Consider the following 25,517-nt stretch of genomic DNA (forward strand, 5'->3'; position numbering starts at 1 on the left):
CCGCTGTAAAGGTGACGCGAAGGCTTCGGTGGTGTGGTGCCGATGCGCCGGGCCGCAGCGGTCAGTAGAGACCGCCGCCGCCCGTCGAGATGGCGCGGCTCGCCGAGGGCGAGATGGCGGCGCCTTCCACCGAGTCGCCGAACTCGCCGCCGATGATGGAATAGGAATCGGCAGGCCCGGTGCCGGGCTTGAAGGCTTCCATGATCACGCCCGCCTCGCCTTCGTAGGCCTGCATGCCGGTCTGGCGGTTGATCGGGATCAGCTTCATGCCCTGCGGAATCTGGAAGTCGACCGGACGCATGTCCTTCAGCGCTTCGGCCATGAACTCCTTGAAGATCGGCGCCGCGAGGCCGCCGCCCGTCGAGCCCTTGCCCATCGGCGAGGGCTGGTCGTAGCCGAGGTAGACGCCGACGACGATGTCGGGCGTGAAGCCGATGAACCAGGCGTCCTTCTCGTCGTTGGTGGTGCCGGTCTTGCCGGCGATCGGCCGGCCGAGCTCGGCGATGGTGGTGGCCGTGCCGCGCTGCACCACGCCCTGCATCATCGAAGTGATCTGGTAGGCCGTCATCGGGTCGAGCACCTGCTCGGCAGTGTCGATCAGCTCCGGTTCTCCCTGGCCGCGCCATTCGGCGGCGTTGCAGCCCTCGCAGCCGCGATCGTCGTGCTTGTAGACGGTCTTGCCGTAGCGATCCTGAATGCGGTCGATGAGCGACGGCTTGATCGACTTGCCGCCATTGGCGAAGACCGAATAGGCCGACACCATGCGCATGACCGTCGTCTCGCCCGAGCCGAGCGACATGGCGATGTGCGGCGGCATGCGGTCGTAGACGCCGAAGCGCTCGGCATATTCGGCCACCAGCGGCATGCCCATGTCGTTGGCCAGCCGCACCGTCATCAGGTTTCGCGAGCGCTCGATGCCCGCCCGCAGCGTCGAGGGGCCGGCGGCCTGCCCGCCATAATTCTTCGGCGACCAGACCTCGTTGCCGATGGTGATGGTGATGGGACCGTCGAGCACCACGGAGGCCGGCGTGTAGCCATTGTCGAGCGCGGCGGCGTAGAGGATCGGCTTGAACGACGAGCCCGGCTGGCGCATCGCCTGGGTGGCGCGGTTGAACTCGGAGGCGGCGAAGGAGAAGCCGCCGACCATGGCCAGAACGCGGCCGGTGTGCGGGTCCATCGCCACCATGCCGCCGCCGACCTTGGGCACCTGGCGCAGGATCCAGCCGTCGTCTCCGGTCTTCTCGACATAGACGACGTCACCGACGTCGAGGACGTCGGAGGGCGACTTCGCCTTGAGCAGCTTGCCGTCGACGACGTGGCGCATGGCCCAGCCCATCTCGGCGGTCGCGATCGAGATCGTCCGGCGTTCCGGCGCCAGTTCGCCGGAGACTTCGCGCTGCGGCTGCAGGCCGAGCTCGAGGCCCTTGGCACCGACCTCGAGGACGACCGCCAGGGTCCATTCGGGGACGTCCGACAGGGCAGGCACTTCGGCCAGCGCCACACCCCAGTCGCCGTCGGTGGCGATGGTGGTCACCGGACCGCGGAAGCCGCGCAGCGTGTCGAAGCGGATCAGGCCGTGCTGCAGCGCGGTACGCGCCATCATCTGGAGCTTCGGGTCGAGCGTGGTACGGATCGATAGGCCGCCGGCGTAGAGCGCATCCTCGCCGTAGCGCTGGATGATCTCGCGGCGCACCTCCTCGGTGAAGTACTCGCCCGCGAACAGGTTGCTGCCGCGGCGGCGCGGGTTGACGTTGAGGCCGGTTTCCTTGGCCTTCGCGCCTTCGGCGGCGTCCACGTAACCGTTCTCCACCATCTGGTCGACCACCCAGTTGCGGCGCTCGATGGCGCGCTCGGTGTGGCGGAAGGGATGGTAGTTGGACGGACCCTTGGGCAGCGCGGCCAGGTAGGCCGCCTCGGCAATGGTCAGCTCGTTGACGGACTTGTCGAAATAGGCGAGCGCGGCGCCGGCGATGCCGTAGGAACCGAGACCGAAGAAGATCTCGTTCAGGTAGAGTTCGAGGATGCGGTCCTTCGAATAGGCCTGCTCGATGCGGAAGGCGAGGATCATCTCGCGGATCTTGCGATCGTAGGTCTGGTCCGAGGTGAGCAGGAAGTTCTTGGCGACCTGCTGGGTGATCGTCGACGCGCCGACCGGGCGGCGGCCGCTGCCGACGTTCTGCAGGTTGGTGACGACGGCACGGACGAGGCCCGTCACGTCGATGCCGGGGTGGGTGTAGAAGTTCTTGTCCTCGGCAGAGAGGAATGCTGCCTTGACGCGGTCGGGGATCGCCTGGATCGGCAGGAACAGCCGCCGCTCCTTGGCGAACTCGGCCATCAGCTCTCCGTCCGAGGCGTGGACGCGGCTGGTGACGGCCGGCTCGTAGCGGGCAAGGACCTCGTAATCCGGCAGATCGTTGGTCAGCTGGCTGATGTAGAGGGCGACGCCTCCCGCCACCACCAGGCCGAGCATGATGGCAACGCCGAAGAAGTATCCAATCAGTCGAATCATACCCGCTCCAATCCGGACAACCCGAAGTCCGGCAGCATCCCGGAAGCGCCTCCACCGGGAGAAGCCGCCCTCCGTCTCACCGACCGCTCATTGCCTTCCTCATGTGGGCAAAATGCGGCAGGAAAACCGTTCGTCCAACCCGTGGCGCCCTGCCCGCCAGGCATGTTGCCAAAAGGCCACTGCCGTCAATCCCCGCCGCCCGTTTCAGCCGCCCGCACCGGTGCGAATCGCCGCGAAGGCCTCGATCGCCACGGTCATGCTGCTCACCGCCTTCTCGCGCCAGACGGGGTCCTGGAGTTTCGCGGCATCCTTGGCGTTGGACAGGTATCCGAGCTCCACGAGCACCGACGGCACGTCCGGCGCGCGCAGCACCCGGAAGCCGGCCGACCGCTGCGGATTGTTGATCATCTCGATCGCCCGCCCGAGTTCGTCGACCAGCGCGCGGGCGAACGCGACCGAGAAGCCGTGCGTCTCGCGCCGCACCAGGTCAAACAGGATATCGGCCACCTGCTGGTTGTCGTCGGCGATCTCGATGCCGGCCACCGAATCGGAGAGGTTCTCGCGCTCGGCGGCGGCCCGGGCGACCTCGTCGGAGGCCTTCTCGGAGATCGTGTAGACGGTCGCGCCCCGGATACCCGGCAGGCTGATCGTGTCGGCATGGATCGACACGAACAGATCGGCCTCGTGCTGGCGCGCGATCCGCACCCGTTCGTCGAGCCGCAGGAAGACGTCGTCGTCGCGCGTCATGAAGACGTTGAAGCGACCCGTGGACTTGAGCCGCTCGAGCAGCTCGCGCGAGAAAGACAGCGTCAGGTCCTTCTCGGCCGTCCCGCTGACGGCCTTCGCGCCCCCGTCGATACCGCCATGGCCTGGATCGATGACGATCGTGAACGGCTTCTCGATCGGGGCGCGCACGCCGACGCGGTCGTTCTTGCCGGTCGTCACCGTGGAGGCCGTCGTCGCCGCCTGGTCGGCCAGCGCGCGCTCGAAGGCCGCTTCCGAATCGGCGACGATGTCGATCACCATGCGATGGCCGGGCGAGTTCTCGTTCTCCAGCAGCGAAAGGTTCTCGACCGTGAACGGCCCGTTGCCCGTCAATATGATTCGCGACGAACCGGTGCCGAGATTGCCGTAGCGTACCCCTGCCACGAGCCCGCGCGGATCGAGCTGGTCCGGCTCGAAGGCGAAGTTCGTCGCCGGCAGGTCGACGATCAGCCGGTGCGGTCCGCGCAGCAGGAACCACTTCACGTCCGGCTCGCGGTCGAACTCCACCACGACGCGCATCCGCACCGCGTCGCCGGCCATCCGATAGGCATGCGCCCGAAGCGCGTCCTCGTCGGCGTTCGGCGCCGCCAGCGCCGCAGCCTGGCCGAGAACCAGCGCGAACAGCACGGCAAGCCACGCCATTCCCGAACGCAGCAGTCGCCGGCGGTGATCCTGCGATCGTTGCATCAGTTCCTGTCCCGCCACCCTATTTCGTCGGCGCCCGGCCTTCCGGACATGCGTCTCGTTAACGGATCGTATCCGCGCGTGGTTAACCGAAGGTTGTCGCGCGGCAGTTGCCGACGCCCCCTTTGCCGGCATCGGAAACGGGGGTTGCCATCGTCGCGCCCAAATCATAAAAGCGTCGCTGGGTTACTTCAATGCTCGGGACCGCCTCCCGATCGGCCTTCCGACAATTGTCCGGAAGTTCCAAGTCGATGGCGACGGCCTGGTCGCTGGCGCGTAGTGAACCAGAAAGTTTTCGTCAAGGCGTTCGCGACTATCGCGAATACCTTGAGTGATGAAAACGGCCGGAAGTTGTCTTCCGCGCCGGCTCTGTATGAGCAAAGAGCTGGTCCGGCGCGCCGGGCCTTGGTTGAAAACGTTTCGCCTGGAAATGCGATGGCCTTGGGCGCCCTGAAGACAACCCCCGATCAGAACCGCGCCTTCGTGGCTGCGGACGGGCATCTTCCGGCGTTCTGGTCACGGCAGTCGGCGGACCACAGATTATCCGGCACGATCCCTCCGAGACTCACAAGGCGGTGCGCGGTGACGCGTCCACCCGTGATGGCGGCTGCCGGGGAGACAAATTCTTATGCCCAACAAAATGCTTATCGATGCCTCCCACCCGGAGGAAACACGGGTCGTCGTCACACGCGGTAACCGTATCGAGGAATTCGACTTCGAGTCCCAGGACAAGAAGCAGCTCAAAGGCAACATCTATCTCGCCCGCGTGACGCGGGTGGAGCCGTCGCTCCAGGCGGCCTTCGTGGAGTATGGCGGCAATCGCCACGGCTTCCTCGCCTTCAGCGAAATCCATCCCGACTACTACCAGATCCCGGTGGCCGACCGTCAGGCGCTGCTGAGGGCCGAGGCGGAAGCCGCCGAGGACGAGGATGAGGACGAGGATCCGGAAGAGCGCGGCGAGCGCGGCAAGCAGAAGCGACGCCGCAACGGCCGTGGCCGCGGCCGCAACCGCCGCGACGACGAGACCAACGCCGCGGGCGAAGCCGTCGATGCCGACGCCGACTCGGAGAGCGATTCGGAGGACGAAGGCGTCGAGTCGGTCGGAAGCTTCGAGAATGGCGACCCCTTGTCGGCCGGCGACGAGCTCCCCGCTCACGACCGGCAGGACGAAGCGTCCGACGAGGACGATGACGGATCGGACAACGGCAAGTCGGGCGGCCCGGCGATGGCTGCGGCGATCTCGGCCGACATCGTGTCGGAAGATGCCGACGGCCATTCGGAGCGCTCGCGCGACTTCGGCAGCGACGACGGCGACGACAATGGCGGCCCCCGCTCGATCGAAGAAGGCGACGAGGAGGTCGAATCGGTCGGCGCCGAGGACGCGATGGAGGAACTGCCGAACCGCCGCAAGGTGTTCCGCAAGCAGTACAAGATCCAGGAAGTCATCAAGCGCCGGCAGATCCTGCTCGTCCAGGTCGTCAAGGAAGAGCGCGGCAACAAGGGTGCGGCACTCACCACCTACCTGTCGCTCGCCGGCCGCTACTCGGTGCTGATGCCGAACACGGCGCGCGGCGGCGGCATCTCGCGCAAGATCACCAGCATCCAGGACCGCAAGCGGCTGAAGGACGTCGTCAAGGAACTCGACGTGCCGCAGGGCATGGGCGTCATCCTGCGCACGGCCGGTGCCAACCGCACCAAGCCGGAAATCAAGCGCGACTATGAGTATCTGATGCGGCTGTGGGAGAACGTCCGCACGCTGACGCTGCAGTCGACCGCCCCTGCCCTCGTCTACGAGGAAGGCAGCCTGATCAAGCGTTCGGTGCGCGACCTCTACAACAAGGACATCGACGAAATCCTCGTGGCCGGCGACGAGGGCTACCGCGAGGCCAAGGACTTCATGCGCATGCTGATGCCCAGCCATGCCAAGGTGGTCCAGCCCTATCGCGACGTCGTGCCGATCTTTGCCCGCAACGGCATCGAGGCCCAGCTCGACCGCATGCTGCAGCCGCAGGTGACGCTGAAGTCCGGTGGCTACATCATCATCAACCAGACCGAGGCGCTGGTCTCCATCGACGTCAACTCCGGTCGCTCGACCAAGGAGCACTCGATCGAGGACACCGCGCTGCAGACCAACCTGGAGGCTGCCGAGGAAGTGGCGCGCCAGCTGCGCCTGCGCGACCTCGCCGGCCTGATCGTCATCGACTTCATCGACATGGAAGAGAAGCGGAACAACCGCTCGGTCGAGAAGAAGATGAAGGACTGCCTGAAGAACGACCGGGCGCGCATCCAGGTCGGCCGCATCTCGCATTTCGGCCTGCTGGAGATGTCGCGCCAGCGCATCCGCGCCAGCGTGCTCGAATCGACGATGAAGCCCTGCTCGCATTGCGGCGGCACCGGCCACGTCCGTTCGGACTCGTCGGTCGCCCTGCACGTCGTGCGGGCCATCGAGGAGCACCTGCTCAAGGACAACCGCCACCACATCACCGTGCGCACGCCGGTGGCCACCGCGCTCTACGTTCTCAACCACAAGCGCGCCAACATCGTCGACCTGGAGACCCGCTTCGGCCTGTCGATCACCATCGAGGCGGACGAGAGCGTGGGCATCCAGCACTACGCGATCACGCGCGGCGCGGTGGTGGAGAACCCGATCGCCATGCCGGCGATGCCCTCCTATGCCGACACCACCGAGGACGAGATCCTCGACGCGGAGATCGTGCCGGAGGTCGAGGACGAGGAAGAGGAAGAGGAGGTCGTCGCCGCGCAGCCCGAGCGGCGGGAACCGCGCGAGCAGAGGGAGCCGCGCGAGAGCGCTTCCGACGACGGCCAGGGTCGCCGCAAGCGCAAGCGGCGGCGGCGGCGCGGCGGTCGCGATCGCGACGGTCAGGAGACCGGCCCGCAGGTGGCTGCGGATGCGGCTCCGGACGCCGACATGGACGAGCCCGAGCAGGCCGGGAGCGAGGCGGAAGCCGTCGAGATGGCCGATGAGGCCGGCGCAGACGCGGACGGCGGCAAGAAGCGCCGGCGCGGCAAGCGCGGCGGCCGCAAGAACCGTCGCGATGCGGATGGCAGCGACATCGAAGCCGGCGCCGAGGGCGCCGACGACGAGGCCGACGACGCACCGGCCGGCGAGAGCCTCGCCGAGGCACCGGCAGCCGTGACGGAGGAAGCGCCGGTGGCCAAGGCCGTCGCAGCCGAAGCCGCGGTTGAACCGGTTGCCGAGACGGCACCCGAGGCCGACGAAAAGCCGGCGCCCAAGAAGCGTGCCCGGCGGCCGTCCAAGAAGGCGCTCGCCGAAGCGGAGGCCGCGGCCCTCGCGGCCGAGGCAGCGGCGCAGGCTCCCGTCGCCGCCAGCCCCGAAGCCGAGGCGGCTCCGGCTGCCGAGGTTCCGGTCGAACAGCCGGCCGAGGTCGCTGCCGAGCCGGCCGCCGAACCGGCGCCTGCCGCGGAGACGGCCGAAGCGGCGCGGGCTTCCCGGCGCAAGCCGTCGGCACCGCTGGCGACCGAACCGGTGGTCACGTCGGCCGCCGAACCGGCTGCCGACAGCGAGGCCAAGCCGCGCAAGGCCGGCTGGTGGCAGCGCAAGAGCTTCTTTTGAGAAGTAACTGACATTGCTCGCACGGCGGTCGTTCCGCCGTGCCTGGAGGGGCTGCCCGAGGGCAGCCCCTTCTTCGTTGGCGATACCTTCGCCGCTGCGGAGCGTCACGTCGCAGCGACAGCCCGCCAACCCTCTAGCCGGAGCGCGTCATTGCGCCTGCGGGCAGCGTCCGACCCGCTCAGCCGCCCTGCCCCGCGAGCCAGGCTTCCAGCCGGTCCATCGCCGTGACCATGTCGGCGGTGGCGCCGGCATAGGAGAAGCGCATGGTTCGGTGGCCGTTGACGGTGTCGAAGTCGATCCCCGGCGTCGCCGCGACATGGGCTTCGGCGATCATCTTGCGGGCGAAGTCCATGCTGTCATTGGTGAAGCGCGAGACGTCGCAATAGGCGTAGAAGCCGCCGTCCATCGGCGAGGCGATGGCGAGGCCGAGGCGCGGCAGGCGTTCCAGAAGCATGGCGCGGCTTTGCGCATAGCGTGCCTTCACGGCTTCCAGTTCCTCCGTCGCGGCGAAGGCGGGAACGGCGGCGATCTGCGAGATTTCGGGCGCCGAGATGTAGAGGCTCTGCTGGATCCGCTCGACAGGCCGCAGCAGCGTCTCGGGCAGCACCATCCAGCCGATGCGCCAGCCGGTCATGCAGTAGTATTTCGAAAACGAGTTGATCACCACGACGTCCGGATCGAGCGCCAGCGCCGTGCGGTCCGGCCGGTCGTAGGCCAGCCGGTGGTAGATTTCGTCCGAGATCACCTGGACGCCCAGCCGCTCGCATGTCGCGAGGATGCGGCTAATCTCGTCGTCCGGCGTGATCGAGCCGGTCGGATTCGCCGGACTGGCGAAGAGCAGTCCCTGGAACGGCCACCGCGCATGCGCTTCCTCCAGTCGCTCGGCGGTCAGCCATCCGGCACCCGCGAGATCGATCTCGACCGCCTCGATGCCGAGCACCTTCAGGATGTTGCGATAGGCCGGATAGCCCGGCGCCGTGATGGCGACGCGCTCGCCGGCATTGAACATGGACAGGAAGGCGAGGTTGAAGGCGGCCGACGAGCCGGTCGTCGCCACGATGCGCTCGGGCGGGACGGTCACGCCGTAGTGGTCGGCATAGTGGCCCGCGATCGCCTCGCGCAGGATGCGCAGGCCGAGTGCGTCGGTGTAGCCGATGCGGCCGTCGCGGGCTGCGCGGGCGGCCGCGTCGCGCACGGCCTGCGGCGCGGGATCGGAGGGCTGGCCGACGGCCATGGAGATGATCGGGGCCCCTTGCGCGCGCAGCCGGTTGGCTTCTGCCAGTACGTCCATCGCATGGAAGGGCTCGATGGCGCTGCGTCTCGAAATGGCTGTCTTCATCCGGTCTCTCGCATCCCGTTCGTCAATTCGCCGTACAATCGCCGGATTGCTCCGGGATCACAAAACAATGAAGCCTCTTCACTTGGCTTTTCATCCGCGTGAGGCTCGTCTACCTGTGATCCCCGCCATGATCCATTCCCCTTCCCCCCGTTCGAGGACGTTCCGCAGCGCCTTTCGCCGTCTGGTCCCTCCCCTGGCGGCCGTTCAGCTGTTTCTTGCCGCCTCCGGTCCGGCGCTCGCCCAGCAGCAGCGCCTTCCCATCGTCCGCGATGCGGAGATCGAGGCGCTGGTGCGCGACTATGCGCGGCCGATTCTCGGCGCGGCCGGCCTGCAGAAGGCCGGCGTCGACATCATCCTGGTCAACGACCGCGGCTTCAACGCCTTCGTCGTCGGGCGGCGCATGTTCATCAACACCGGCGCGCTGATGACGGCGGAGACGCCGGGCGAGATCATCGGTGTCATCGCCCACGAGGCCGGGCACATCGCCGGCCGCCACCAGGAAAAGCTGCGCCAGCAGCTGGAGCGGGCGCAGACCATGGCGCTGGTGGCCACGCTGCTCGGCGTCGGCGCGGCCGTCGGCGGCGCCCTGTCGGGCAATGGCGGGCTGGCGCAGGGCGGCACCGGCATCGCGGCCGGTGGCAGCGAGGTCGCGCGGCGCACGCTGCTCGGCTACCAGCGCGCCGAGGAGATCGCCGCCGACCGCTCGGCGCTGACCTATCTGGAAAAGACGGGCCAGTCGGCGGCCGGCATGCTCAAGACCTTCCAGCGCTTCCAGAGCGCGCTGTCGCTGTCGGGCGCCCGTATCGATCCCTATCAGATCAGCCATCCGATGCCGCGCGAGCGCATCTCGAATCTCGAGACGCTGGCGCGCCAGAGCCGGAGTTTCGGCAAGCCGGACCCGGCCGCGCTGCAGCTTCGCCATGATCTGATGCGCGCCAAGATCGCCGCCTACATGGAAGGACCGGCTGCGACCTCGCGGCTGTTCCGCAACGATCCGCTGGGGCTGCCCGCGCGCTATGCGGACGCGATCAACACGCATCTGCGCGGCAGCCCGGCCAATGCGCTGGCCAAGATCGACGCGCTGATCCGCGAGAACCCCAACAACCCTTATTTCCACGAGATGCGCGGCGAGGCGCTGATTCGCGCCAACAAGCCGGCGGAGGCCGCCAAGGCCTATGGCCGGGCGCTCGCGCTCGATCCATCCAAGTCGGCCATCATCCAGATCCAGCGCGGTCAGGCCCTGCTGGCGGTGGGCGACCGGGATTCGGCGCGGCAGGCCGTGAAGGACATCCGCGGCGCGCTCGACCGCGACCGCGAGAACGCCGCCGCCTACCGCCATCTGGCGCAGGCCTACGGCATGCTTGGCGACGTGGCGGAGGCGGAGCTCGCAACCGCCGAGGCCTCCTACTACTCGGGCGCCTTTCAGGACGCGAGCATCTTTGCCATGCGGGCGCAGCAGAAGTTCAAGCCCGGTTCGCCGAGCTGGGTTCGCGCCCAGGACATCATCAACACGAGCAAGCCCCGGAAGAAAAAATGAGGGGCCTCGTCCAATGCGGGAAAAACCGGTCATGAAGAAATCTTTCGGTCTGCGCGCGGCCAGCTTCTCCCTGCTGGCGGGTCTGCTCGTCTCGGGCGCTGTCGTCGGGCCGGCAACCGGCATCGCCGCCGAAACGGCCGGCGAGAAGACGGCCGGCTTCACCCGCGCCGAAATCGAATCGATCGTGCGCGAATACCTGATCGCCAATCCGGAGGTGATGCTGGAAGTGCAGGACGCGCTGGAGGCTCGGCAGCGCGACCAGCAGCAGGCGGCCCAGCTCGAGACCATTCGCGGCGCCAGCGACGACATCTTCAATTCCGCGCATGACGGCGTCTACGGAAACCCCGACGGCAAGTACACGCTCGTCGAGTTCTTCGACTACAATTGCGGCTACTGCAAGCGCGCGCTGGGCGACATGCTGGAGCTGACCAAGGCCAATCCGGACGTGCGCTTCGTGCTCAAGGAGTTCCCGATCCTCGGGCCGGATTCGCAGCGCGCCCACATCGTCGGCCAGGCCTTCCAGCACCTGATGCCGGAGAAGTACGGCGAGTTTCACGTCAAGCTGATGAGCGCGGCCGGCCGTGCGACCGAGGAGAGCGCGATCAAGGTGGCGGTGTCGCTCGGCGCGGACGAGGCGGCGCTGCGTCGCGAGATGAAGGACCCCAAGATCGCCGACGTGTTCAACCGGACCTACGAGATCGCCAACCAGCTCGGCATCACCGGCACGCCCTCCTACGTCGTCGGCGAGGAAGTCGTCTTCGGTGCGCTCGGACGCGACGTGCTGGAGCAGAAGATCGCCAATCTCGAGCAGTGCGGCAAGGCCACCTGCTGACGGGGCATATCGCCCCCGGATCGGCCTCGAAGCGGTGCTTTACGCGGGGAAAGAACGCGTTTGCGCTCTTTCACGCGCGCATCAACCCGACTATAGAGGTGCGGCGCCCGGCGGGTGCATTGCGACATGATCTCGCGGGCCGGCGCGGCGCCGGCGGATCAGGGGCACGAGCCTGCCGCTGGACGCGCGAGCGGAATTGCGAAGGAACACAGGCCCAATGGCGACCAAGACCCCCGGCATAGACCAGAAGCTCATTCGCGACCTGGCGGGCATCCTCAACGAAACCAACCTTTCGGAAATCGAAGTCGAGCAGGGCGACCTGCGGATCAAGGTTTCGCGTCAGTCGACCGTGGTCCAGGCCATGGCCGCCCCGGCGCCCGCGCCGGTCTACGAGCGCGCGTCGGCGCCCGTGGAAGCGGCCAAGCCCTCGGCCCCGTCGTCCGACAAGATCGTCCCCTCGCCGATGGTGGGCACTGCCTATGCCTGCCCCTCGCCCGGCTCGCCCGCCTTCATCGAGGTCGGCCAGAAGGTGCGCGAGGGCCAGACGCTGCTCATCATCGAAGCCATGAAGACGATGAACCAGATTCCTTCGCCCCGCGCCGGCACCGTCACGCAGATCCTGTTCGAGGATGCTCAGCCGGTCGAGTTCGGCGAGCCGCTCGTCGTGATCGAGTAGTCGCGGCATGTTCCAGAAGATCCTCATCGCCAACCGCGGCGAAATCGCCCTGCGGGTCCTGCGCGCGGCCAAGGAGCTCGGCATCCAGACGGTGGCGGTGCATTCGACGGCCGACGCCGACGCCATGCATGTGCGCCTGGCCGACGAGAGCGTGTGCATCGGCCCGCCGCCGTCGCGCGACAGCTATCTCAACATCCACCAGATCGTCGCTGCCTGCGAGATCACCGGCGCCGACGCGATCCATCCGGGCTACGGCTTCCTGTCGGAGAATGCCCGCTTCGCCGACATCCTGGCGGCCCACAACATCACCTTCATCGGCCCCTCCGGCGACCACATCCGCATCATGGGCGACAAGATCGAGGCCAAGCGCACCGCCAAGCGCCTCGGCATCCCGGTCGTGCCCGGTTCCGATGGAGCCGTGACCGAGGAGAAGGAAGCCAAGCGCATCGCCGGTGAGATCGGCTATCCCGTCATCATCAAGGCCTCGGCCGGCGGCGGCGGACGCGGCATGAAGGTCGCGCGCAGCGAGGCCGACCTCGAGATCGCGCTCGCCACCGCGCGCTCGGAAGCCGGAGCTGCCTTCGGCGACGACGCCGTCTACATCGAGAAATACCTCGAAAAGCCGCGCCACATCGAGGTGCAGGTGGTGGGCGACGGCCGCGGCGGCGCCATCCATCTCGGCGAGCGCGACTGCTCCTTGCAGCGGCGCCACCAGAAGGTCTGGGAGGAGGCGAACTCGCCTGCCCTCAACGCCGAGGAACGCGCGCGCATCGGCGCAACCTGCGCCAAGGCCATCGCCGATCTCGGCTATTCCGGTGCCGGCACGATCGAGTTCCTCTACGAGGACGGCGAGTTCTACTTCATCGAGATGAACACGCGCCTGCAGGTCGAGCATCCCGTGACCGAAGCCATCACCGGCATCGATCTGGTCCACGAGCAGATTCGCGTCGCCTCCGGCGGCGGTCTGTCGGTTCGCCAGGACGAGGTCCGCTTCCAGGGCCACGCCATCGAGTGCCGCATCAACGCGGAAGACCCGCGCACCTTCACGCCCTCGCCCGGCACCATCACCCATTTCCACACGCCCGGCGGCCTCGGCATCCGCGTCGATTCCGGCGTCTATTCGGGCTACCGCATCCCGCCCTACTACGACAGCCTGATCGGCAAGCTCATCGTGCATGGCCGCAACCGCGTCGAATGCATGATGCGCCTGCGTCGCGCGCTCGACGAATTCGTGGTCGACGGCATCAAGACGACGCTGCCGCTGTTTCGCGATCTCGTCGGCAACGGCGACATCGCCAATGGCGATTACGACATCCACTGGCTGGAGAAGTACCTCGCGGCCAAGGACTGAGCCGGGCCGGCGATGGAACGTCCCTTCGCGCCCGGTCACCGCATCCCGCCGGATCTCCTGCTCAAGGCCTATGCCTCGGGTGTCTTCCCCATGGCCGAGAACGCCGACGATCCGGAGGTGTTCTGGGTCCGGCCGGAGACCCGGGGCGTCATCCCTCTCGACGGCTTCCATGTGCCGCGCAGCCTGGCAAAGACGATCCGGCGGCAGGTCTTTTCGATCGCGTTCGATCGCGACTTCGGGGGCGTGATCGACGGCTGCGCGCAGTCGCGCGAGATTCGCCCCTCGACCTGGATCAACGGGCCGATCCGCGAGGCCTACGGCAAGCTGTTCGAGCGCGGCCACTGCCACACGGTGGAAGCGCGGCGCGACGACCGGCTCGTCGGCGGCCTCTACGGCGTGACGCTCGGGCGCACCTTCTTCGGCGAAAGCATGTTCTCGCTGGAGACCGATGCCTCGAAGGTCTGTCTCGTGGCTCTGGTCGAACGGCTGAAGCAGCGCGGCTTCGTTCTCCTCGACACGCAGTTCACCACCGAGCACCTGAAGCGCTTCGGCGCCATCGACGTGCCGCGGCGCAAATACGAGAAGCTGCTCGCCAACGGCATCTCGGGCGAGGCCGTCTTCTACCCCTGACGACGGATCGGGCGTCAGCTCCGCTGCAGCGCGACGTGGACACCGAGACCGACCAGCACGGTCCCGCCGAGCCGCTGCGCCATCTGCCGGGCACGCGACGAGTGGCGAAGCGTCTCCACCAGCCGGCCCGCGATCAACACGCAGACGATGTCGGCCAGCGAGAAGGTCAGGTTGACCACCGTGCCCAGGATAAGCAGTTGCGCCCAGACCGGCAGCGCCGCTGCCGCATCGACGAATTGCGGCAGGAAGGCCAGGAAGAAGAGCGCCGTCTTCGGGTTCAGCACCTCCACCGCGATGCTCTCGGCAAAGGCGCGCCGGCCCGATTTGCGCGGCAAGTCGAGCGGCAGTTCGCCCGAAGAGGCTCCGGCCGCGCGAAAGGCCCCGACGCCGAGCCAGATCAGGTAGACGGCACCGGCGACCTTCACGGCCAGATAGAGCGCGGGGACCGCGTGGAACAGCATCGACAGCCCGGCGGCCGCGGCGACCACGTGGACATAGCAGCCGAGATGGATGCCGAGGCTCGCCATCAGACCGGCCGACCGGCCGCCTGCCAGCGTGCGCGCCGCCGCATACATCATCGCCGGCCCGGGAATGAAGGCAAAGAGCGCCGTGGTGACGATGAAGGTGACCAGGATGTCGATGGCGGGCATGATGGCTCCAAGGCCCGCGACAGGGCCCCTGCCATCCATAACCCCAGCCGGCGGCTCGCGATAGTCGTGCGGCGCGTCGTCAGTCCGCCTTGGCGGTCTCGGGCGGCGGCACGTCGGAGTTCTGTTTGCAGGCCTTCAGCCAGACGTCGTAGACCGAGTGCTCGACGGCATTGAGGCCTGGGCTCTCGGCGAACATCCAGCCGGTGAAGATGCGCCGGATCTTGCGGTCGAGCGTGATCTCGTCGACCTCGACGAAGGAATCCGTCCTTGCCTCGTCGGTGTCGGGGCTGGACAGGCAGACGCGCGGCGTCACCTGCAGGGCGCCGAACTGCACCGTCTCGTCGATATAGACGTCGAAGGTGATGATGCGGCCGGTGACCTTGTCGATGCCGGTGAACTCGGCCACCGGATTCTTGATGCGCTCCACGGGCGCGGCATCCTGGGCGGCGGCGCCCATCGGAAGAAGACCGAGGGCCAGCGCGCAGCAGAGCGACCGGACCAGATGTTTGGATGCCGTCGATATCATCTGTCTTCGACCGAAACCTCTGCCTGACGCTTGATCCGCCGGCCATCCTCGCCTGCCCGGATCAACAGACGGTTAACCATGGATTGTGGCGATACGATTGCTCGTCTGCGCAATCAGTTCCCTGGTGTCCAGGCGTCGTAGTCGCCGGTGACGGCCGGGCGGTCGCCGGGGCGCAGCACCGAGCCCTTGGGGCGGTAGGCCTTCCAGGAACCGGTGTGATTCGGCTCGTGCGCCTTTTCCCACTCGTGGGCCTGATAGTTTTCCTGGGTCGGCGCGACATCGACCCGATGGTGCAGCCAGCCGTGCCAGCCGGGCGGCACGCGGGTGGCCTCCGACAGGCCATTGTAGATGACCCAGCGGCGCTGGCGGCCCTCCGAATCGGTACCGCCGGTGTAGTACAGGTTCCCCTGCTCGTCCTTGCCCACGAAGGTGCCGTTGCGCCAGGTGTGGAAGCGCGTGTTCAGCGTCTGGCCGTTCCACCAGGTGAACATCTGGGTCAGGAATTTCAACATCGCAGGACCTCGCGCGGATATGTCCGCCTTATGGCTCCCGAAGGCGGCGAAAGCAAGGGGCGCGGCGCGGCGCCTGCCCCGGCCGGGCCGCTAGAGCTTCATCTTGAACGCCACGTGGCTCCTCTCGAATCCGAGGCGCTCGTAAAACCGATGCGCCTCGATCCGCGCGGCGTTGGAGGACAGCTGGACGAGCCCCGCGCCTGCCTCCCTGGCCTGCGCCACCGCATGGCGCATCATCGCCGCGCCGATGCCGCCGCCGCGCCTGTCGGCGCGCGTCTGGACGCCCTCGACCGTCAGGACCAGCCGCCCGCGGCACGTCATCATCGGCGTCAGCGTCGTCTGGAAGGTGCCGACCACCACCCCATCCATCTCCGCGACGAAGAGGCGGTCGGCGGGGCTCGCCGCGATTCGCTCGAAGGCGGCCATGTAGTCGGGCAGCGCCGCCGGATCGGCGCTATCGCCATGGCCGCCGACCGCGTCTGCCGCATACAGGGCGGCGATCGCAGGCACGTCGTCGCGGCGGGCCTCACGGATGACGAGATCGGTCGTATCGGGTTTCATTCTGTGTGCCTCCGGCCATCATGCAGGCGACGTTTATCGCAGAACGCGACGAAGGTTTGCGACAAGATCTGTCCGCTGCTCCACCCTGAGCTTATCCAGGTTCTGCTGACGCCACAGGACGGCCGGCAGGCTGCTCGCATGGGGGATCGCGAGGAGCGACCAGTCAGGCTTCCCCTCTTCGAAGCCGATCAGGAATTCCTGGTGCTGCAGCGGCATCTGATCGAGCAGAGCCGCAAACATGTCGGTCTGCGTCTTGATCAGCTCTTCAATGGCAACCGGCTCCACGGTCATCCCCGCAAAGCCGGTTTGGTACTCGGCCAACAGTTCCTTGCGCCTGCGGGACAGCACCTCATGCATCGGCCTGTTGTGGCTGATGAGGTAGAGGATGAAGGCTTCGCGCAATTCATCGGAGATGCCATCATGAGCGAGAAGTTCCCGCACATCGAACAGGTCACGGGGATGCTGACGGTCGAGGGTGGCCACCAGCTTTCCTGCATACAGGTCGGCCATGGACACGACGCGGATTTCGGCAAAGCCGAAGGTGTCTTCAACGGTGGGTGTCACACTGCGGAGTTCGGGCTCGTAGGCCGTACCGCGCATGACGGGCGAGAGTTCGATCTTGACCTGGGCACCACCGGCCCGCACGAGAAGCTTGGTGATGCAGCCCTCGGTCATGGCCCTGGTGATGGCCGCACCGCCCACCACCCGAACAACCCGCGCCTCGATGCGCTTCATGGCAGCATCGATGCCGGCAAGCGACTCCGCACGGTTTGCGACCGGCAGATAGGTGAGATCGATATCAACCGACAGACGCGGCAGATCGCGCACGAAGAGATTGATCGCCGTGCCCCCTTTGAGGGCAAACACCTCTTCCTCAGCCACCAGAGGAATGATGCGTATGAGGAGAGCAACCTGCCCGCGATAGGCCTCATTCACGGCCATAGAGCGCTTCCGGGACAGTGATGTTGTAGACAGGATCGAGGCGGCCGCCCGAAACCAGAGAACGCTTGCCCGATCCAAGGTCGATCGACGATTTATCCAGACGCTTCAGCCAGGCGTGCCGATGCCGATCGGCGAAGAAGAAGAACAGCCGCTTGACCTTCACGCTCCGACAATCGGCCAGGAGCTTCTGCAGATGGCGAGGACGGAGATTGGAAAGCCCCTCCATGAGCTTGTCTGCCTGATCGAAGCTCTCCCGATGGGGGAGTTCATCGAGCAGTTCCAACATGGCGCGCTCAGGCGATGACAGGGTGAGTGGCCAATCCCATTGCCCCCAACTCATCGTCGTGAAGTCTCCGCCCTGAAGCGTTGAGAGGTCACGCCCCGAATTGTTGCGGATATCCCAGGCAAGGCCGGTCATGCCCCGGCTTTTGTGGTCGCCGGCAAACAGCTTGTCGCTGTGATAGACGAAACGCGCATCGACCGGCAGCTTGAACACCCAGGAGGGCGGTGGCTTGGGTCCGTAGAGATGGACCGTCTCTATGCCCGGCGAGAGATAGTGCGCATGGCCATCCAGCGCGAGCGCGGTACGACCACCGACGCAGAGGGGCCCATGCCGCTCCAGCAGCAGGGTCTGCAAGGAAATCACGACCTGCTGCCATTTGAGGGGACCGCGTGGCCGGCGATAGACACCCCGCACCGGCTGGTCGAGCCAGCCGGTTTTCGTATAGTAGGTGCGCAGATTGCTGGCATAGCCCTTGGCCTCCAGCCACGCCCCATCAACCACGAGCCCCTCAGGGAGATCGTGCGCAAGCCGGTTTACACGTTGTGTTCTCTGCTCATCCATATTGAGCATGGTAGCAGAAGTTCAAACCAAAAGCCAGTTTGACATCCGCCTTAAGGGCTCATCCAGATTGAGCCTGGCTGCCTTCTTGCGAACCGTCGCCCCCTTCTCATTCGAAACCAACCCAAACCGCATGACGTTGACATCCGTTTCGAGTCCATTGGAAAAATGGGTTTCCTTCGTTGCTGGATCGTGATCCACCCTGTGGATGGGGACACGAGAGACGCGAGGCCGCATGGCCAGTCCGAGCGCCGGCATCATCGACAGCCAGACGGTAAAGGCACCCGCGCATGGCGCAGCGCGCGGCGACGATGCCGCCGAGATGCCTTTCGGCTGCAAGCGTCACATCGCGGTCGACACCAACGGGCGATTGCCGATGGTCGACCTGACACCGGCCGACGGCGCCTGTGACCGCCGGCAGCTGCCGGAGAAGGCCGCCTTCCTGGATTTCGTCGTCGAGGTCGTGCGCCGCACCGACAGCGAGCCCGGTTTCAAGCTGCTGCCAAGACGCCGGGTCGTCGAACGAACCTTCGGCTGGCCCACGCGCTCGCGCCGCCTCGTGCCCGACTACGAACAGCACATCGACGTCTCCGAAGCCATGTCCCACGTCGCCATGGGAAGCCTTCTGCCGCGCAGGATAAGCCATTGAACCCGTTTTCAAACGGACTCTCAGGCGCCACGCCGGCGAGCGCCAGCGTCGCCGGCATCCTGTTTGCGGTCGGCGCCGCGACGATCTTTTCGATCAACGACGTCGCGATCAAATGGCTCTCCGACGGCTATCCTCTGCACCAGATCACCTTCATCCGCAGCCTCGTCGGCATGCTCGTCATCCTCGCCGTCTTCGTGCCGCTGGAAGGCTCCTATTCGGCGCTGCGCACCCGCCGGCCGGGCTTCCATCTCCTGCGCGGCGCGATCCTGGTCACCGCCAACATGGCCTTCTATGCCGGGCTGGCGACGTTGCCGCTCGGCGAGGCGACGGCGATCTATTTCGTCTCGCCGCTGTTCATCACCGCGCTTTCGGTGCTGCTGCTCGGCGACCGGGTGGGCCCGCGGCGCTGGGCGGCGGTCGCGGCCGGCATGATCGGCGTCGTGATCGTCATCCAGCCGGGCAGCGCCGCCTTCCAGGTCGCCGCGCTCCTGCCGCTCATCGGCGCCTTCTTCTACGCCTTGCTGCAGATCACCAGCCGCAAGATCGGCGTGACCGAGAGCGCCTCGACCATGGCCTTCTACCTGAACCTGTTCTTCATCCTGTTTTCGGGCGCCGTCGGGCTCGCCTTCGGCGACGGGCGGTATGCCGGCAGCGACGATGCCAGCCTCGAATTCCTGCTGCGCGCCTGGGTCTGGCCGACACCGGGCGATTTCCTGCTGCTGTCGCTGATGGGCGTCATCGGTTCGACCGGCGCCTATTGCGCCAGCCAGGCCTACAGGATCGCGCAGCCGGGCCTGATCGCGCCTTTCGAATATGTCGGCATGCCGCTCGCCGTGTTCTGGAGCGTCGCCATCTGGGGCGACTGGCCGGACGCGATCTCGTGGATCGGCATCGCCCTGATCGCGGCAGCGGGGATCTTCGTCTTCTGGCGCGAGGCGCGGCTCGGACGGCAGCACCGGCTGCGCCCGCCCGCGGCGCGCGGCCGCTGATCAGGCGACCGCACGTTCCAGGATCAGCGCCGGGATGCCCGACTGGTCGCGCCCGCAGTTCTCCGTGCGGCCGATCTCGACGAAGCCCTGCGTGAGATAGAAGGCGATGGCGCGGGCATTCGCCGGCTCGACCTCCAGCCGGATGCGCTCGGCATCCGGGAAGCTCTCGATGATCTCGTCGAGCAGCATCCCGCCGATCCCCTGCCCCTGGCGGCCCGGCCGGACGTAGAGCTGCGACAGCGTCACGGTCTTGCCGTCGTCGGCCGTTCCGGCGAAGGCCATGCCGGCAATCGCCACGCCGTCGTCGGCCACCACGAACTCCGCATCCGGCTTGTCCAGCTGCGCCCTCAGCGACCGCAGCGAATGCCAGTCATTCGTGATCTCCGTCACCCTGGCGGCACCGTAGATGCCGTCATAGGTCGCGTGCCAGGTCTCCACCAGCACGTCCCGGATCGCCGGCAGGTCGTTGGGCCCGGCGGTGCGGATGAACATCATTCGATCCCGAGCTTCGCCTTCACCAGGTCGTTGACGGCCTGCGGATTGGCCTTGCCGCCGGTGGCTTTCATCACCTGGCCGACGAACCAGCCCGCCATCGTCGGCTTGGCGCGGGCCTGTTCCGCCTTGTCGGGATTGGCCGCGATCACCTCGTCGACCGCCTTCTCGATGGCGCCGGTGTCGGTGACCTGCTTCAGGCCGCGGCTCTCGACGAGTTCGCGCGGGTCGCCGCCCTCGGTCCAGACGATCTCGAACAGGTCCTTGGCGATCTTACCGGAGATGGTGCCTTCCCTGATCAGGTCGATGATGGCGCCGAGCTGGTCGGCAGAAACGGGAGTCTCTTCAAGGGCCTTGCCGGACTTGTTCAAGGCACCGAGCAGGTCGTTGATGACCCAGTTCGCCGCCATCTTGCCGTCGCGGCCCGCGGCGACCTGCTCGAAGAAATCGGCGACGGCCTTCTCGGCCACCAGCACCGACGCGTCGTAGGCCGACAGGCCCATGGCCGAGACGAAGCGCTCCTTCTTCTGGTCGGGCAGTTCGGGCAGGTGCTTTGCCAGCGCGTCGACATAGGCCTGGTCGAATTCGAGCGGCAGGAGGTCCGGATCGGGGAAGTAGCGATAGTCGTGCGCCTCTTCCTTCGAGCGCATCGAGCGGGTCTCGCCCTTGGCGGGGTCGAACAGCCGCGTCTCCTGGTCGATCCTGCCGCCGTCCTCCAGGATGGCAATCTGGCGCTGCGCCTCCGCCTCGATCGCCTGGCCGATGAAGCGGATCGAGTTGACGTTCTTGATCTCGCAGCGCGTGCCGAATGCGCCGCCCGGCTTGCGCACCGAGACGTTGACGTCGGCGCGCAGCGAGCCCTCGTCCATGTTACCGTCGCAGGTGCCGAGATAGCGCATGATGGTGCGCAGCTTGGTCACGTAGGCCTTGGCCTCGTCGGCCGAGCGGATGTCGGGCTTCGAGACGATCTCCATCAGCGCCACGCCCGAGCGGTTGAGATCGACATAGGACATGGTCGGATGCTGGTCGTGCATCGACTTGCCGGCGTCCTGCTCGAGATGCAGGCGTTCGATGCCCACCTCGATGTCCTCGAACTGGCCCTGCCGGTCCGGACCGACCGAGACGATGACCTTGCCCTCGCCGACGATAGGCTGCTTGAACTGCGAGATCTGGTAGCCCTGCGGCAGATCGGGATAGAAATAGTTCTTGCGGTCGAAGACCGACTTCAGATTGATCTGCGCCTTGAGCCCGAGCCCGGTGCGGATCGCCTGCTTCACGCATTCCTCGTTGATCACCGGCAGCATGCCCGGCATGGCCGCGTCGACGAGGCTGACATTGTCGTTGGGCGCGGAGCCGAAGTCGGTCGAGGCGCCCGAGAAGAGCTTGGAGTTCGAGCTCACCTGGGCATGGACCTCCAGGCCCACGATCACCTCCCAGTCGCCGGTGGCGCCGGAAATCAGCCGCTTCGGGTCGGGCGTGCGGGTGTCGATGATGCTCATTTCGGGCCGGAAACCTCACATTCGGACATGCCGGTTGGCTAGAACAAACACCATGCGGAGGCAAGGCTTTCCGATGGCTTGATCCAGATCAAGGCGCCCTTCCTGCCGCGCGGCGATCCTGGCTTGGCAGACCGAAGCGGGAGAATCGTCGTGGGCTATATGGGTTTCGTCGAACGGATGGCCGCCAAGGCCGACCTGATGGAGAGCATGATGCGCAAGCTCGACGTCCGCGAGGCCATTGCCGACATGCCGGCGGCGCCATCCGTGATGCGCAGTGCCGCCCTGCGCTGCCTGTCCTGCGGCCATGCCGGCGAATGCACGACCTGGCTGGAGGAGAACGAGGCGCCGCAGCACGCCCCGGACTACTGCCGCAACAAGGACCTGTTCGAATTCGCGGCCGAAAGCTAGGGGCGTCCCCCGGAAACGGGCGCCGGCTTCAGGTCGGAGACACGTCGAGGGACGGCGAAACCCATCGGGCGGAATGCCCATGAGGATCGCGACACGATTCAGCGGTGCCGGGCGACCGGTCCCACCGCTCACGAGACTACAGTGCCCCTGTAGCTAGGCCGGCCCGCCTCCCTCCCTCCCTGGCGGCCGGCCGCTTTTTTTCACGCGGTCGCGATGTAGTTGCGGATCTCCTGCGCCTCGTGCTCGACCTGCTCAATGCGCCGCTTCACCACGTCGCCGATCGAGATGATGCCGACGAGGATGCCGTCGCGCTCGACGGGCAGGTGCCGGAAGCGGCCGGCGGTCATGATCTCCATCACGTCGTTGATGGAGTTGTTCTCGTGGCAGACCTGAACCTTCGCGGTCATCGCCGCCGAGATCGGCTTGTCCAGCGCACCCGGCCCCTCGCCTGCCAGGATGCGGACGATGTCGCGCTCCGACAGGATGCCGGCAATGCGGCCCTCGTCCTTCGTCACCACGATGGCGCCGATCCGGCGTCTGGCGAGCACCTGCACGGCGTCCGCGAGCGTCCTGTCCGGCATCATCGTCTCGACGTCGGAGCCCTTGTCCGCAAGTATGTTCTTGACCAGCATGGCGTCCTCCTCAAACGCGACCTCCGCCCCGTCCGGCGACCTTCGCCGCCGTCAGGCCATGGTGCGCGGAGTTTTCCGCCTTTGCAAGGCTCCCGGTCAGGCGCGGCGCCGGTCGAACAGGCGCACCGCCAGGAACCCGGCCAGGAAGCCGCCGACATGCGCTTCCCAGGCGATCGCGCCGTCGACGCCCGGAATGCCGCTCGCCAGCCCGGTCGCGAGGTTGATGACGAACCAGACCGCGAGGAATGTCACCACGGTTCGCGAGGACAGCGCTTCGGGGATCGTCAGCATCCGGCCTTCGAAGGCCGCGCGGCCGGCCCCGCGGCTGCTGCGGAAGCCGAAGCGGGCGGCAGCACCCATCATCCCCGAGATCGCGCCCGAGGCACCCACCAGCGGGACGTTGCTGTCCATGTGCAGCACATAGTGGAGCGCGACGGCGGCAAGCGTCGTGGCGCACCAGAACAGCACGAAGCGGACCGGGCCTATCCGTGTCGCCAGCGGAGAGCCGAAGGCGGCGAGCCAGATCATGTTCACCGCCAGGTGCGCCAGGCCGCCATGCAGCAGCGAATATGTGAGCGGGCTGGTGAAGGCCGGCAGGTCGAGCAGGTATTCCCCGGAATAGCGGAGAGGAATGAACGCCCCTGCCAGAATCACCTCGAAGTCCATGGCGGGCGTCAGCAGGTAGCCGCGCACGAGGTGGATGCCGACGCAGAGCGCGATGAAGACGAGCACGACAGCCGGGATGTTGAAGGCGGGCTCGCGCCGCGGCGGCGGCGGAAACGGGCCGCCGCGCGATTCGCGATCGGTGTCGCGCAAGGGATCTGCTGACAAGGTCGAGGACTCCGGACTGTCGGGTGCCCTATATGGCTGCGCAGGGCCGGCGCCGAAACCGTCCGCGTGGGCGAAAGGTTAAAAAAATGGCCGTCCGGGACATGGTCCCGAACGGCCGGTCGAGTCCCCACTCGATGGACGGAGATCGCTCTCGAACCTGAATTCGCTGTGAAGCCAATGGCTTCCTGAGTGCCCCTCACTCCCATGCCGGCGCCGGCAACGCAATCTCAACCTTTCGTTAACCTTAACGGCGACGCGTCGTGCATAATGGTTAATTGCGCTGGCATGCAACCTGCTCCCTCCTCCATGAAGCATGGCGGATGTCACCCCGTTGTGCGTGGTTGAAACAGGTCCACGTGAAAATGCATGAGTGGGGACAGATGAGACAAAGGGGAACTGCGGGGCTGTTCCAGTATTGGAACAAGCTGCGCGACGGTCGCCCGGCGCCCAGGCGCACCGAGATAGAACCGGCCGACATCAAGTCGATGCTGGCCGACACGTTCATCCTGGAACGCGACCTGCGCGGCGATGCGGTCTTCCGGCTGGCCGGGACGCGGCTCTGTGCCACTTTCGGACGCGAGCTCAAGGGCTTCGCCTTCACGTCGCTGTGGACCCACGCCGATCAGCCGAAGGCAGCGCGGCTGGCGCTCGGGACGCTGCTCGAGAAGTCGGTGACGGTGACCACCCTCCTCGGCACGACCGAAAGCGGCCGGTCGCTCGACTTCGAACTGCTGCTCCTCCCGCTCGAGGGCGGCGCCGAAAACCCGCGGGCGATGGGTTCGCTGTGCCCGGCGGAAAAACCCTACTGGCTCGGAGCCGAGCCCATCGTCCAGTGCCGGGTCGACGGCATCCGGACCATCGATCCGGACCGCGAACCACTTCAGGGCGAGGGCATGATGCAGGTCGATGCCCCGCCGCTCGCCCCCGGCCAGGCAACGCTGGCGGGAACGCCGGCGCGCCGCTTCCGCCATCTCGTGGTGATCGAAGGGGGCCGAAACCGCTGATTGCATGCCTTTGCGTCAGCTTCGCGGGTTGCAACCCCGCCTGCCGAGCCGAAACCTTAGAGACTGCTTAAATGATCGTGTCGAAAAAGCGGCCGGCACAACCCCGGATTACCGACTGTTAACCCATCCCGGTCATATTGATGAAAGCCCTTCGAGGCCATCTTGATCGGATCATGGGTAGAACAGGGACAGCGATGACGTCAGCGGCCACAGATGCCATGCCGTCCAGGGCCGAGAGGCGTTACTTCCAGCGCGTGCGGGTCAAGGTATATGGCCGCTTCATGCTGGAGGATCGCACCGAGCATCCCTGTCAGGTCATCGACATGTCTCCGGGCAATGCACTTCTGCGCGCCGACCGCGTCGGCGAACTCGGCGAGAAGGTCATCGCCTACATCGATCACATCGGCCGCATCGAAGGCGTCGTGACGCGCATTTCCAGCGACGGCTTCGCAATGACCATCGTCGCGTCGGAACGCAAGAAGGACAAGCTCGCCGCGCAGCTCACCTGGCTCGCCAACAAGCACGAGCTCGACCTTCCCGAGGACCGCCGCCACGACCGCGTTTCGCCGCGCAATCCGATCAGCGTGCTGCAACTCGCAGACGGGCGACAGTACCAGTGCCGCATCGTCGACCTCTCGCTCTCCGGCGCCGCCGTGGAGATCGACGTCCGCCCCGCGCTTGGAACGCCGGTCACGCTCGGCACCATGCGCGGTCGCGTCGTCCGGCATTTCGAGGATGGCGTCGCGGTCGAGTTCGCTGCCGTCCAGCGCGTCGATGCGCTCGAGGCCGAGTTCTCCGACGACGACCGGTAGCCGGCCGCCCGCGGCCCGCTTTCATCACCGCTCCCTTCCTGCGAAGGTCCGCGCCCCTGCGGCTGCCGTCGCGTTCCGCGGCCGTCCGGCGCGGAGGCGCCCGCGCGCACGGCGTTCGAAACCGCGATTTCGACTAGAAATTTAGCAAAATTCACGTCTCTTTTTAGTCTTGTTTATATTACATCGCATACGCGTTTTACTTAAATCTCCAGCGACAACTTTGCCTGGAATAAATCCGTCCCTGTCATTGT

General features: G+C 66.6%; 23 protein-coding genes and 1 pseudogene. 11 read left to right on the top strand and 13 right to left on the bottom strand.

Annotation, left to right across the window (positions count from 1 at the left end; translation table 11 throughout):
• Positions 1-61 precede the first annotated feature (61 nt).
• Positions 62-2,509, bottom strand: a complete 2,448-nt coding sequence (locus tag N1F91_RS04410) for a penicillin-binding protein 1A (RefSeq protein WP_289990524.1) — start codon at positions 2,507-2,509, stop codon at positions 62-64.
• 204 nt (positions 2,510-2,713) lie between these two features.
• The gene (locus N1F91_RS04415) at positions 2,714-3,961 is read right to left on the bottom strand and encodes an N-acetylmuramoyl-L-alanine amidase (protein ID WP_289990525.1); all 1,248 of its coding nucleotides are present in this window, start codon (positions 3,959-3,961) and stop codon (positions 2,714-2,716) included.
• Between the two features lie 625 nt (positions 3,962-4,586).
• Here N1F91_RS04415 and N1F91_RS04420 point away from each other — a divergent pair.
• On the top strand, positions 4,587-7,553 hold the full coding sequence (locus N1F91_RS04420; RefSeq protein ID WP_289990526.1) for a ribonuclease E/G: 2,967 nt from the start codon (positions 4,587-4,589) through the stop codon (positions 7,551-7,553).
• Between the two features lie 178 nt (positions 7,554-7,731).
• On the opposite strand, the gene N1F91_RS04425 is transcribed toward N1F91_RS04420, so the two are convergent.
• The gene (locus N1F91_RS04425) at positions 7,732-8,892 is read right to left on the bottom strand and encodes an aminotransferase class I/II-fold pyridoxal phosphate-dependent enzyme (RefSeq protein ID WP_289990527.1); all 1,161 of its coding nucleotides are present in this window, start codon (positions 8,890-8,892) and stop codon (positions 7,732-7,734) included.
• Between the two features lie 127 nt (positions 8,893-9,019).
• Between N1F91_RS04425 and N1F91_RS04430 the strand changes: the two genes are divergently transcribed.
• From N1F91_RS04430 to aat, 5 genes are all read left to right on the top strand, one after another.
• Entirely contained in the window at positions 9,020-10,429 is a 1,410-nt protein-coding gene (locus N1F91_RS04430; RefSeq protein ID WP_289990528.1) for a M48 family metalloprotease, read from the top strand.
• Between the two features lie 31 nt (positions 10,430-10,460).
• Positions 10,461-11,261: a DsbA family protein gene (locus N1F91_RS04435; protein WP_289990529.1), complete on the top strand. Its 801-nt coding sequence runs from the start codon at positions 10,461-10,463 to the stop codon at positions 11,259-11,261.
• A 217-nt stretch (positions 11,262-11,478) separates the two neighbouring features.
• Positions 11,479-11,937, top strand: a complete 459-nt coding sequence (gene accB / locus N1F91_RS04440; RefSeq protein ID WP_289990530.1) for an acetyl-CoA carboxylase biotin carboxyl carrier protein — start codon at positions 11,479-11,481, stop codon at positions 11,935-11,937.
• 7 nt (positions 11,938-11,944) lie between these two features.
• Positions 11,945-13,288 carry an acetyl-CoA carboxylase biotin carboxylase subunit gene (gene accC / locus N1F91_RS04445; RefSeq protein ID WP_289990531.1) on the top strand — a complete coding sequence of 448 codons (1,344 nt, stop codon included), beginning with the start codon at positions 11,945-11,947 and terminating at the stop codon, positions 13,286-13,288.
• 12 nt (positions 13,289-13,300) lie between these two features.
• The gene (aat, locus tag N1F91_RS04450) at positions 13,301-13,918 is read left to right on the top strand and encodes a leucyl/phenylalanyl-tRNA--protein transferase (protein WP_289990532.1); all 618 of its coding nucleotides are present in this window, start codon (positions 13,301-13,303) and stop codon (positions 13,916-13,918) included.
• Positions 13,919-13,932: 14 nt separating this feature from the next.
• On the opposite strand, the gene N1F91_RS04455 is transcribed toward aat, so the two are convergent.
• From N1F91_RS04455 to N1F91_RS04480, 6 genes are all read right to left on the bottom strand, one after another.
• Positions 13,933-14,568 carry a LysE family translocator gene (locus N1F91_RS04455; RefSeq protein WP_289990533.1) on the bottom strand — a complete coding sequence of 212 codons (636 nt, stop codon included), beginning with the start codon at positions 14,566-14,568 and terminating at the stop codon, positions 13,933-13,935.
• Between the two features lie 79 nt (positions 14,569-14,647).
• Positions 14,648-15,094: a DUF2155 domain-containing protein gene (locus tag N1F91_RS04460; protein ID WP_354670521.1), complete on the bottom strand. Its 447-nt coding sequence runs from the start codon at positions 15,092-15,094 to the stop codon at positions 14,648-14,650.
• A 113-nt stretch (positions 15,095-15,207) separates the two neighbouring features.
• The gene (locus tag N1F91_RS04465) at positions 15,208-15,606 is read right to left on the bottom strand and encodes an NADH:ubiquinone oxidoreductase subunit NDUFA12 (protein ID WP_289990534.1); all 399 of its coding nucleotides are present in this window, start codon (positions 15,604-15,606) and stop codon (positions 15,208-15,210) included.
• Between the two features lie 90 nt (positions 15,607-15,696).
• Positions 15,697-16,167 (bottom strand): GNAT family N-acetyltransferase, encoded by a 471-nt coding sequence (locus tag N1F91_RS04470; RefSeq protein ID WP_289990535.1) that lies wholly within the window; start codon positions 16,165-16,167, stop codon positions 15,697-15,699.
• A gap of 33 nt (positions 16,168-16,200) precedes the next feature.
• A complete protein-coding gene (locus tag N1F91_RS04475; protein ID WP_289990536.1) occupies positions 16,201-17,109 on the bottom strand; it encodes a nucleotidyl transferase AbiEii/AbiGii toxin family protein in 909 nt (302 codons plus the stop codon).
• A complete protein-coding gene (locus tag N1F91_RS04480) occupies positions 17,096-17,953 on the bottom strand; it encodes a type IV toxin-antitoxin system AbiEi family antitoxin (RefSeq protein WP_289990578.1) in 858 nt (285 codons plus the stop codon). The genes N1F91_RS04475 and N1F91_RS04480 overlap by 14 nt, the downstream gene beginning before the upstream one ends.
• A 214-nt stretch (positions 17,954-18,167) precedes the next feature.
• On the opposite strand from N1F91_RS04480, the pseudogene N1F91_RS04485 reads away from it, so the two are divergent.
• A pseudogene (locus tag N1F91_RS04485) lies at positions 18,168-18,599 on the top strand (transposase); the annotation flags it as partial.
• Entirely contained in the window at positions 18,596-19,588 is a 993-nt protein-coding gene (locus N1F91_RS04490; protein ID WP_289990537.1) for a DMT family transporter, read from the top strand. The pseudogene N1F91_RS04485 and the gene N1F91_RS04490, both read left to right, overlap by 4 nt.
• Here the strand turns inward: N1F91_RS04490 and N1F91_RS04495 are convergent, their stop codons facing one another.
• Complete coding sequence (locus tag N1F91_RS04495) at positions 19,589-20,080, bottom strand: GNAT family N-acetyltransferase (protein ID WP_289990579.1); 492 nt, start codon at positions 20,078-20,080, stop codon at positions 19,589-19,591.
• Positions 20,080-21,579 carry an Asp-tRNA(Asn)/Glu-tRNA(Gln) amidotransferase subunit GatB gene (gene gatB / locus N1F91_RS04500; protein ID WP_289990538.1) on the bottom strand — a complete coding sequence of 500 codons (1,500 nt, stop codon included), beginning with the start codon at positions 21,577-21,579 and terminating at the stop codon, positions 20,080-20,082. Before gatB ends, N1F91_RS04495 begins: the two co-directional genes overlap by 1 nt.
• Positions 21,580-21,738: 159 nt before the next feature.
• Between gatB and N1F91_RS04505 the strand changes: the two genes are divergently transcribed.
• Positions 21,739-21,987: a DUF6455 family protein gene (locus N1F91_RS04505; protein ID WP_289990580.1), complete on the top strand. Its 249-nt coding sequence runs from the start codon at positions 21,739-21,741 to the stop codon at positions 21,985-21,987.
• 200 nt (positions 21,988-22,187) lie between these two features.
• Here the strand turns inward: N1F91_RS04505 and N1F91_RS04510 are convergent, their stop codons facing one another.
• On the bottom strand, positions 22,188-22,619 hold the full coding sequence (locus tag N1F91_RS04510) for a CBS domain-containing protein (RefSeq protein ID WP_289990539.1): 432 nt from the start codon (positions 22,617-22,619) through the stop codon (positions 22,188-22,190).
• A 96-nt stretch (positions 22,620-22,715) separates the two neighbouring features.
• On the bottom strand, positions 22,716-23,450 hold the full coding sequence (locus N1F91_RS04515; RefSeq protein WP_289990540.1) for a rhomboid family intramembrane serine protease: 735 nt from the start codon (positions 23,448-23,450) through the stop codon (positions 22,716-22,718).
• A 380-nt stretch (positions 23,451-23,830) separates the two neighbouring features.
• Between N1F91_RS04515 and N1F91_RS04520 the strand changes: the two genes are divergently transcribed.
• Both N1F91_RS04520 and N1F91_RS04525 read left to right on the top strand, forming a co-directional pair.
• Positions 23,831-24,454, top strand: coding sequence for a PAS domain-containing protein (locus N1F91_RS04520; protein WP_289990541.1), 624 nt, complete (start codon positions 23,831-23,833; stop codon positions 24,452-24,454).
• A 194-nt stretch (positions 24,455-24,648) separates the two neighbouring features.
• Positions 24,649-25,266: a PilZ domain-containing protein gene (locus tag N1F91_RS04525; RefSeq protein ID WP_289990542.1), complete on the top strand. Its 618-nt coding sequence runs from the start codon at positions 24,649-24,651 to the stop codon at positions 25,264-25,266.
• Positions 25,267-25,517 lie beyond the last annotated feature (251 nt).

Origin of the sequence: Aquibium sp. ELW1220 (assembly GCF_030398385.1) — a bacterium.
Lineage (GTDB): Bacteria > Pseudomonadota > Alphaproteobacteria > Rhizobiales > Rhizobiaceae > Aquibium.

Coding starts and splice junctions, on each gene's coding strand:
- gatB (WP_289990538.1), bottom strand. CDS start 21,579: ATGAGCATCATCGACACCCGCACGCCCGACCCGAAGCGGCTGATTTCC.
- N1F91_RS04495 (WP_289990579.1), bottom strand. CDS start 20,080: ATGTTCATCCGCACCGCCGGGCCCAACGACCTGCCGGCGATCCGGGAC.
- N1F91_RS04410 (WP_289990524.1), bottom strand. CDS start 2,509: ATGATTCGACTGATTGGATACTTCTTCGGCGTTGCCATCATGCTCGGC.
- N1F91_RS04525 (WP_289990542.1), top strand. CDS start 24,649: ATGACGTCAGCGGCCACAGATGCCATGCCGTCCAGGGCCGAGAGGCGT.
- N1F91_RS04435 (WP_289990529.1), top strand. CDS start 10,461: ATGAAGAAATCTTTCGGTCTGCGCGCGGCCAGCTTCTCCCTGCTGGCG.
- N1F91_RS04430 (WP_289990528.1), top strand. CDS start 9,020: ATGATCCATTCCCCTTCCCCCCGTTCGAGGACGTTCCGCAGCGCCTTT.
- N1F91_RS04505 (WP_289990580.1), top strand. CDS start 21,739: ATGGGTTTCGTCGAACGGATGGCCGCCAAGGCCGACCTGATGGAGAGC.
- N1F91_RS04465 (WP_289990534.1), bottom strand. CDS start 15,606: ATGTTGAAATTCCTGACCCAGATGTTCACCTGGTGGAACGGCCAGACG.
- N1F91_RS04425 (WP_289990527.1), bottom strand. CDS start 8,892: ATGAAGACAGCCATTTCGAGACGCAGCGCCATCGAGCCCTTCCATGCG.
- N1F91_RS04510 (WP_289990539.1), bottom strand. CDS start 22,619: ATGCTGGTCAAGAACATACTTGCGGACAAGGGCTCCGACGTCGAGACG.
- N1F91_RS04420 (WP_289990526.1), top strand. CDS start 4,587: ATGCCCAACAAAATGCTTATCGATGCCTCCCACCCGGAGGAAACACGG.
- N1F91_RS04460 (WP_354670521.1), bottom strand. CDS start 15,094: ATGATATCGACGGCATCCAAACATCTGGTCCGGTCGCTCTGCTGCGCG.
- accB (WP_289990530.1), top strand. CDS start 11,479: ATGGCGACCAAGACCCCCGGCATAGACCAGAAGCTCATTCGCGACCTG.
- N1F91_RS04480 (WP_289990578.1), bottom strand. CDS start 17,953: ATGGATGAGCAGAGAACACAACGTGTAAACCGGCTTGCGCACGATCTC.
- N1F91_RS04455 (WP_289990533.1), bottom strand. CDS start 14,568: ATGCCCGCCATCGACATCCTGGTCACCTTCATCGTCACCACGGCGCTC.
- N1F91_RS04415 (WP_289990525.1), bottom strand. CDS start 3,961: ATGCAACGATCGCAGGATCACCGCCGGCGACTGCTGCGTTCGGGAATG.
- N1F91_RS04520 (WP_289990541.1), top strand. CDS start 23,831: ATGAGACAAAGGGGAACTGCGGGGCTGTTCCAGTATTGGAACAAGCTG.
- N1F91_RS04470 (WP_289990535.1), bottom strand. CDS start 16,167: ATGAAACCCGATACGACCGATCTCGTCATCCGTGAGGCCCGCCGCGAC.
- aat (WP_289990532.1), top strand. CDS start 13,301: ATGGAACGTCCCTTCGCGCCCGGTCACCGCATCCCGCCGGATCTCCTG.
- N1F91_RS04475 (WP_289990536.1), bottom strand. CDS start 17,109: ATGGCCGTGAATGAGGCCTATCGCGGGCAGGTTGCTCTCCTCATACGC.
- accC (WP_289990531.1), top strand. CDS start 11,945: ATGTTCCAGAAGATCCTCATCGCCAACCGCGGCGAAATCGCCCTGCGG.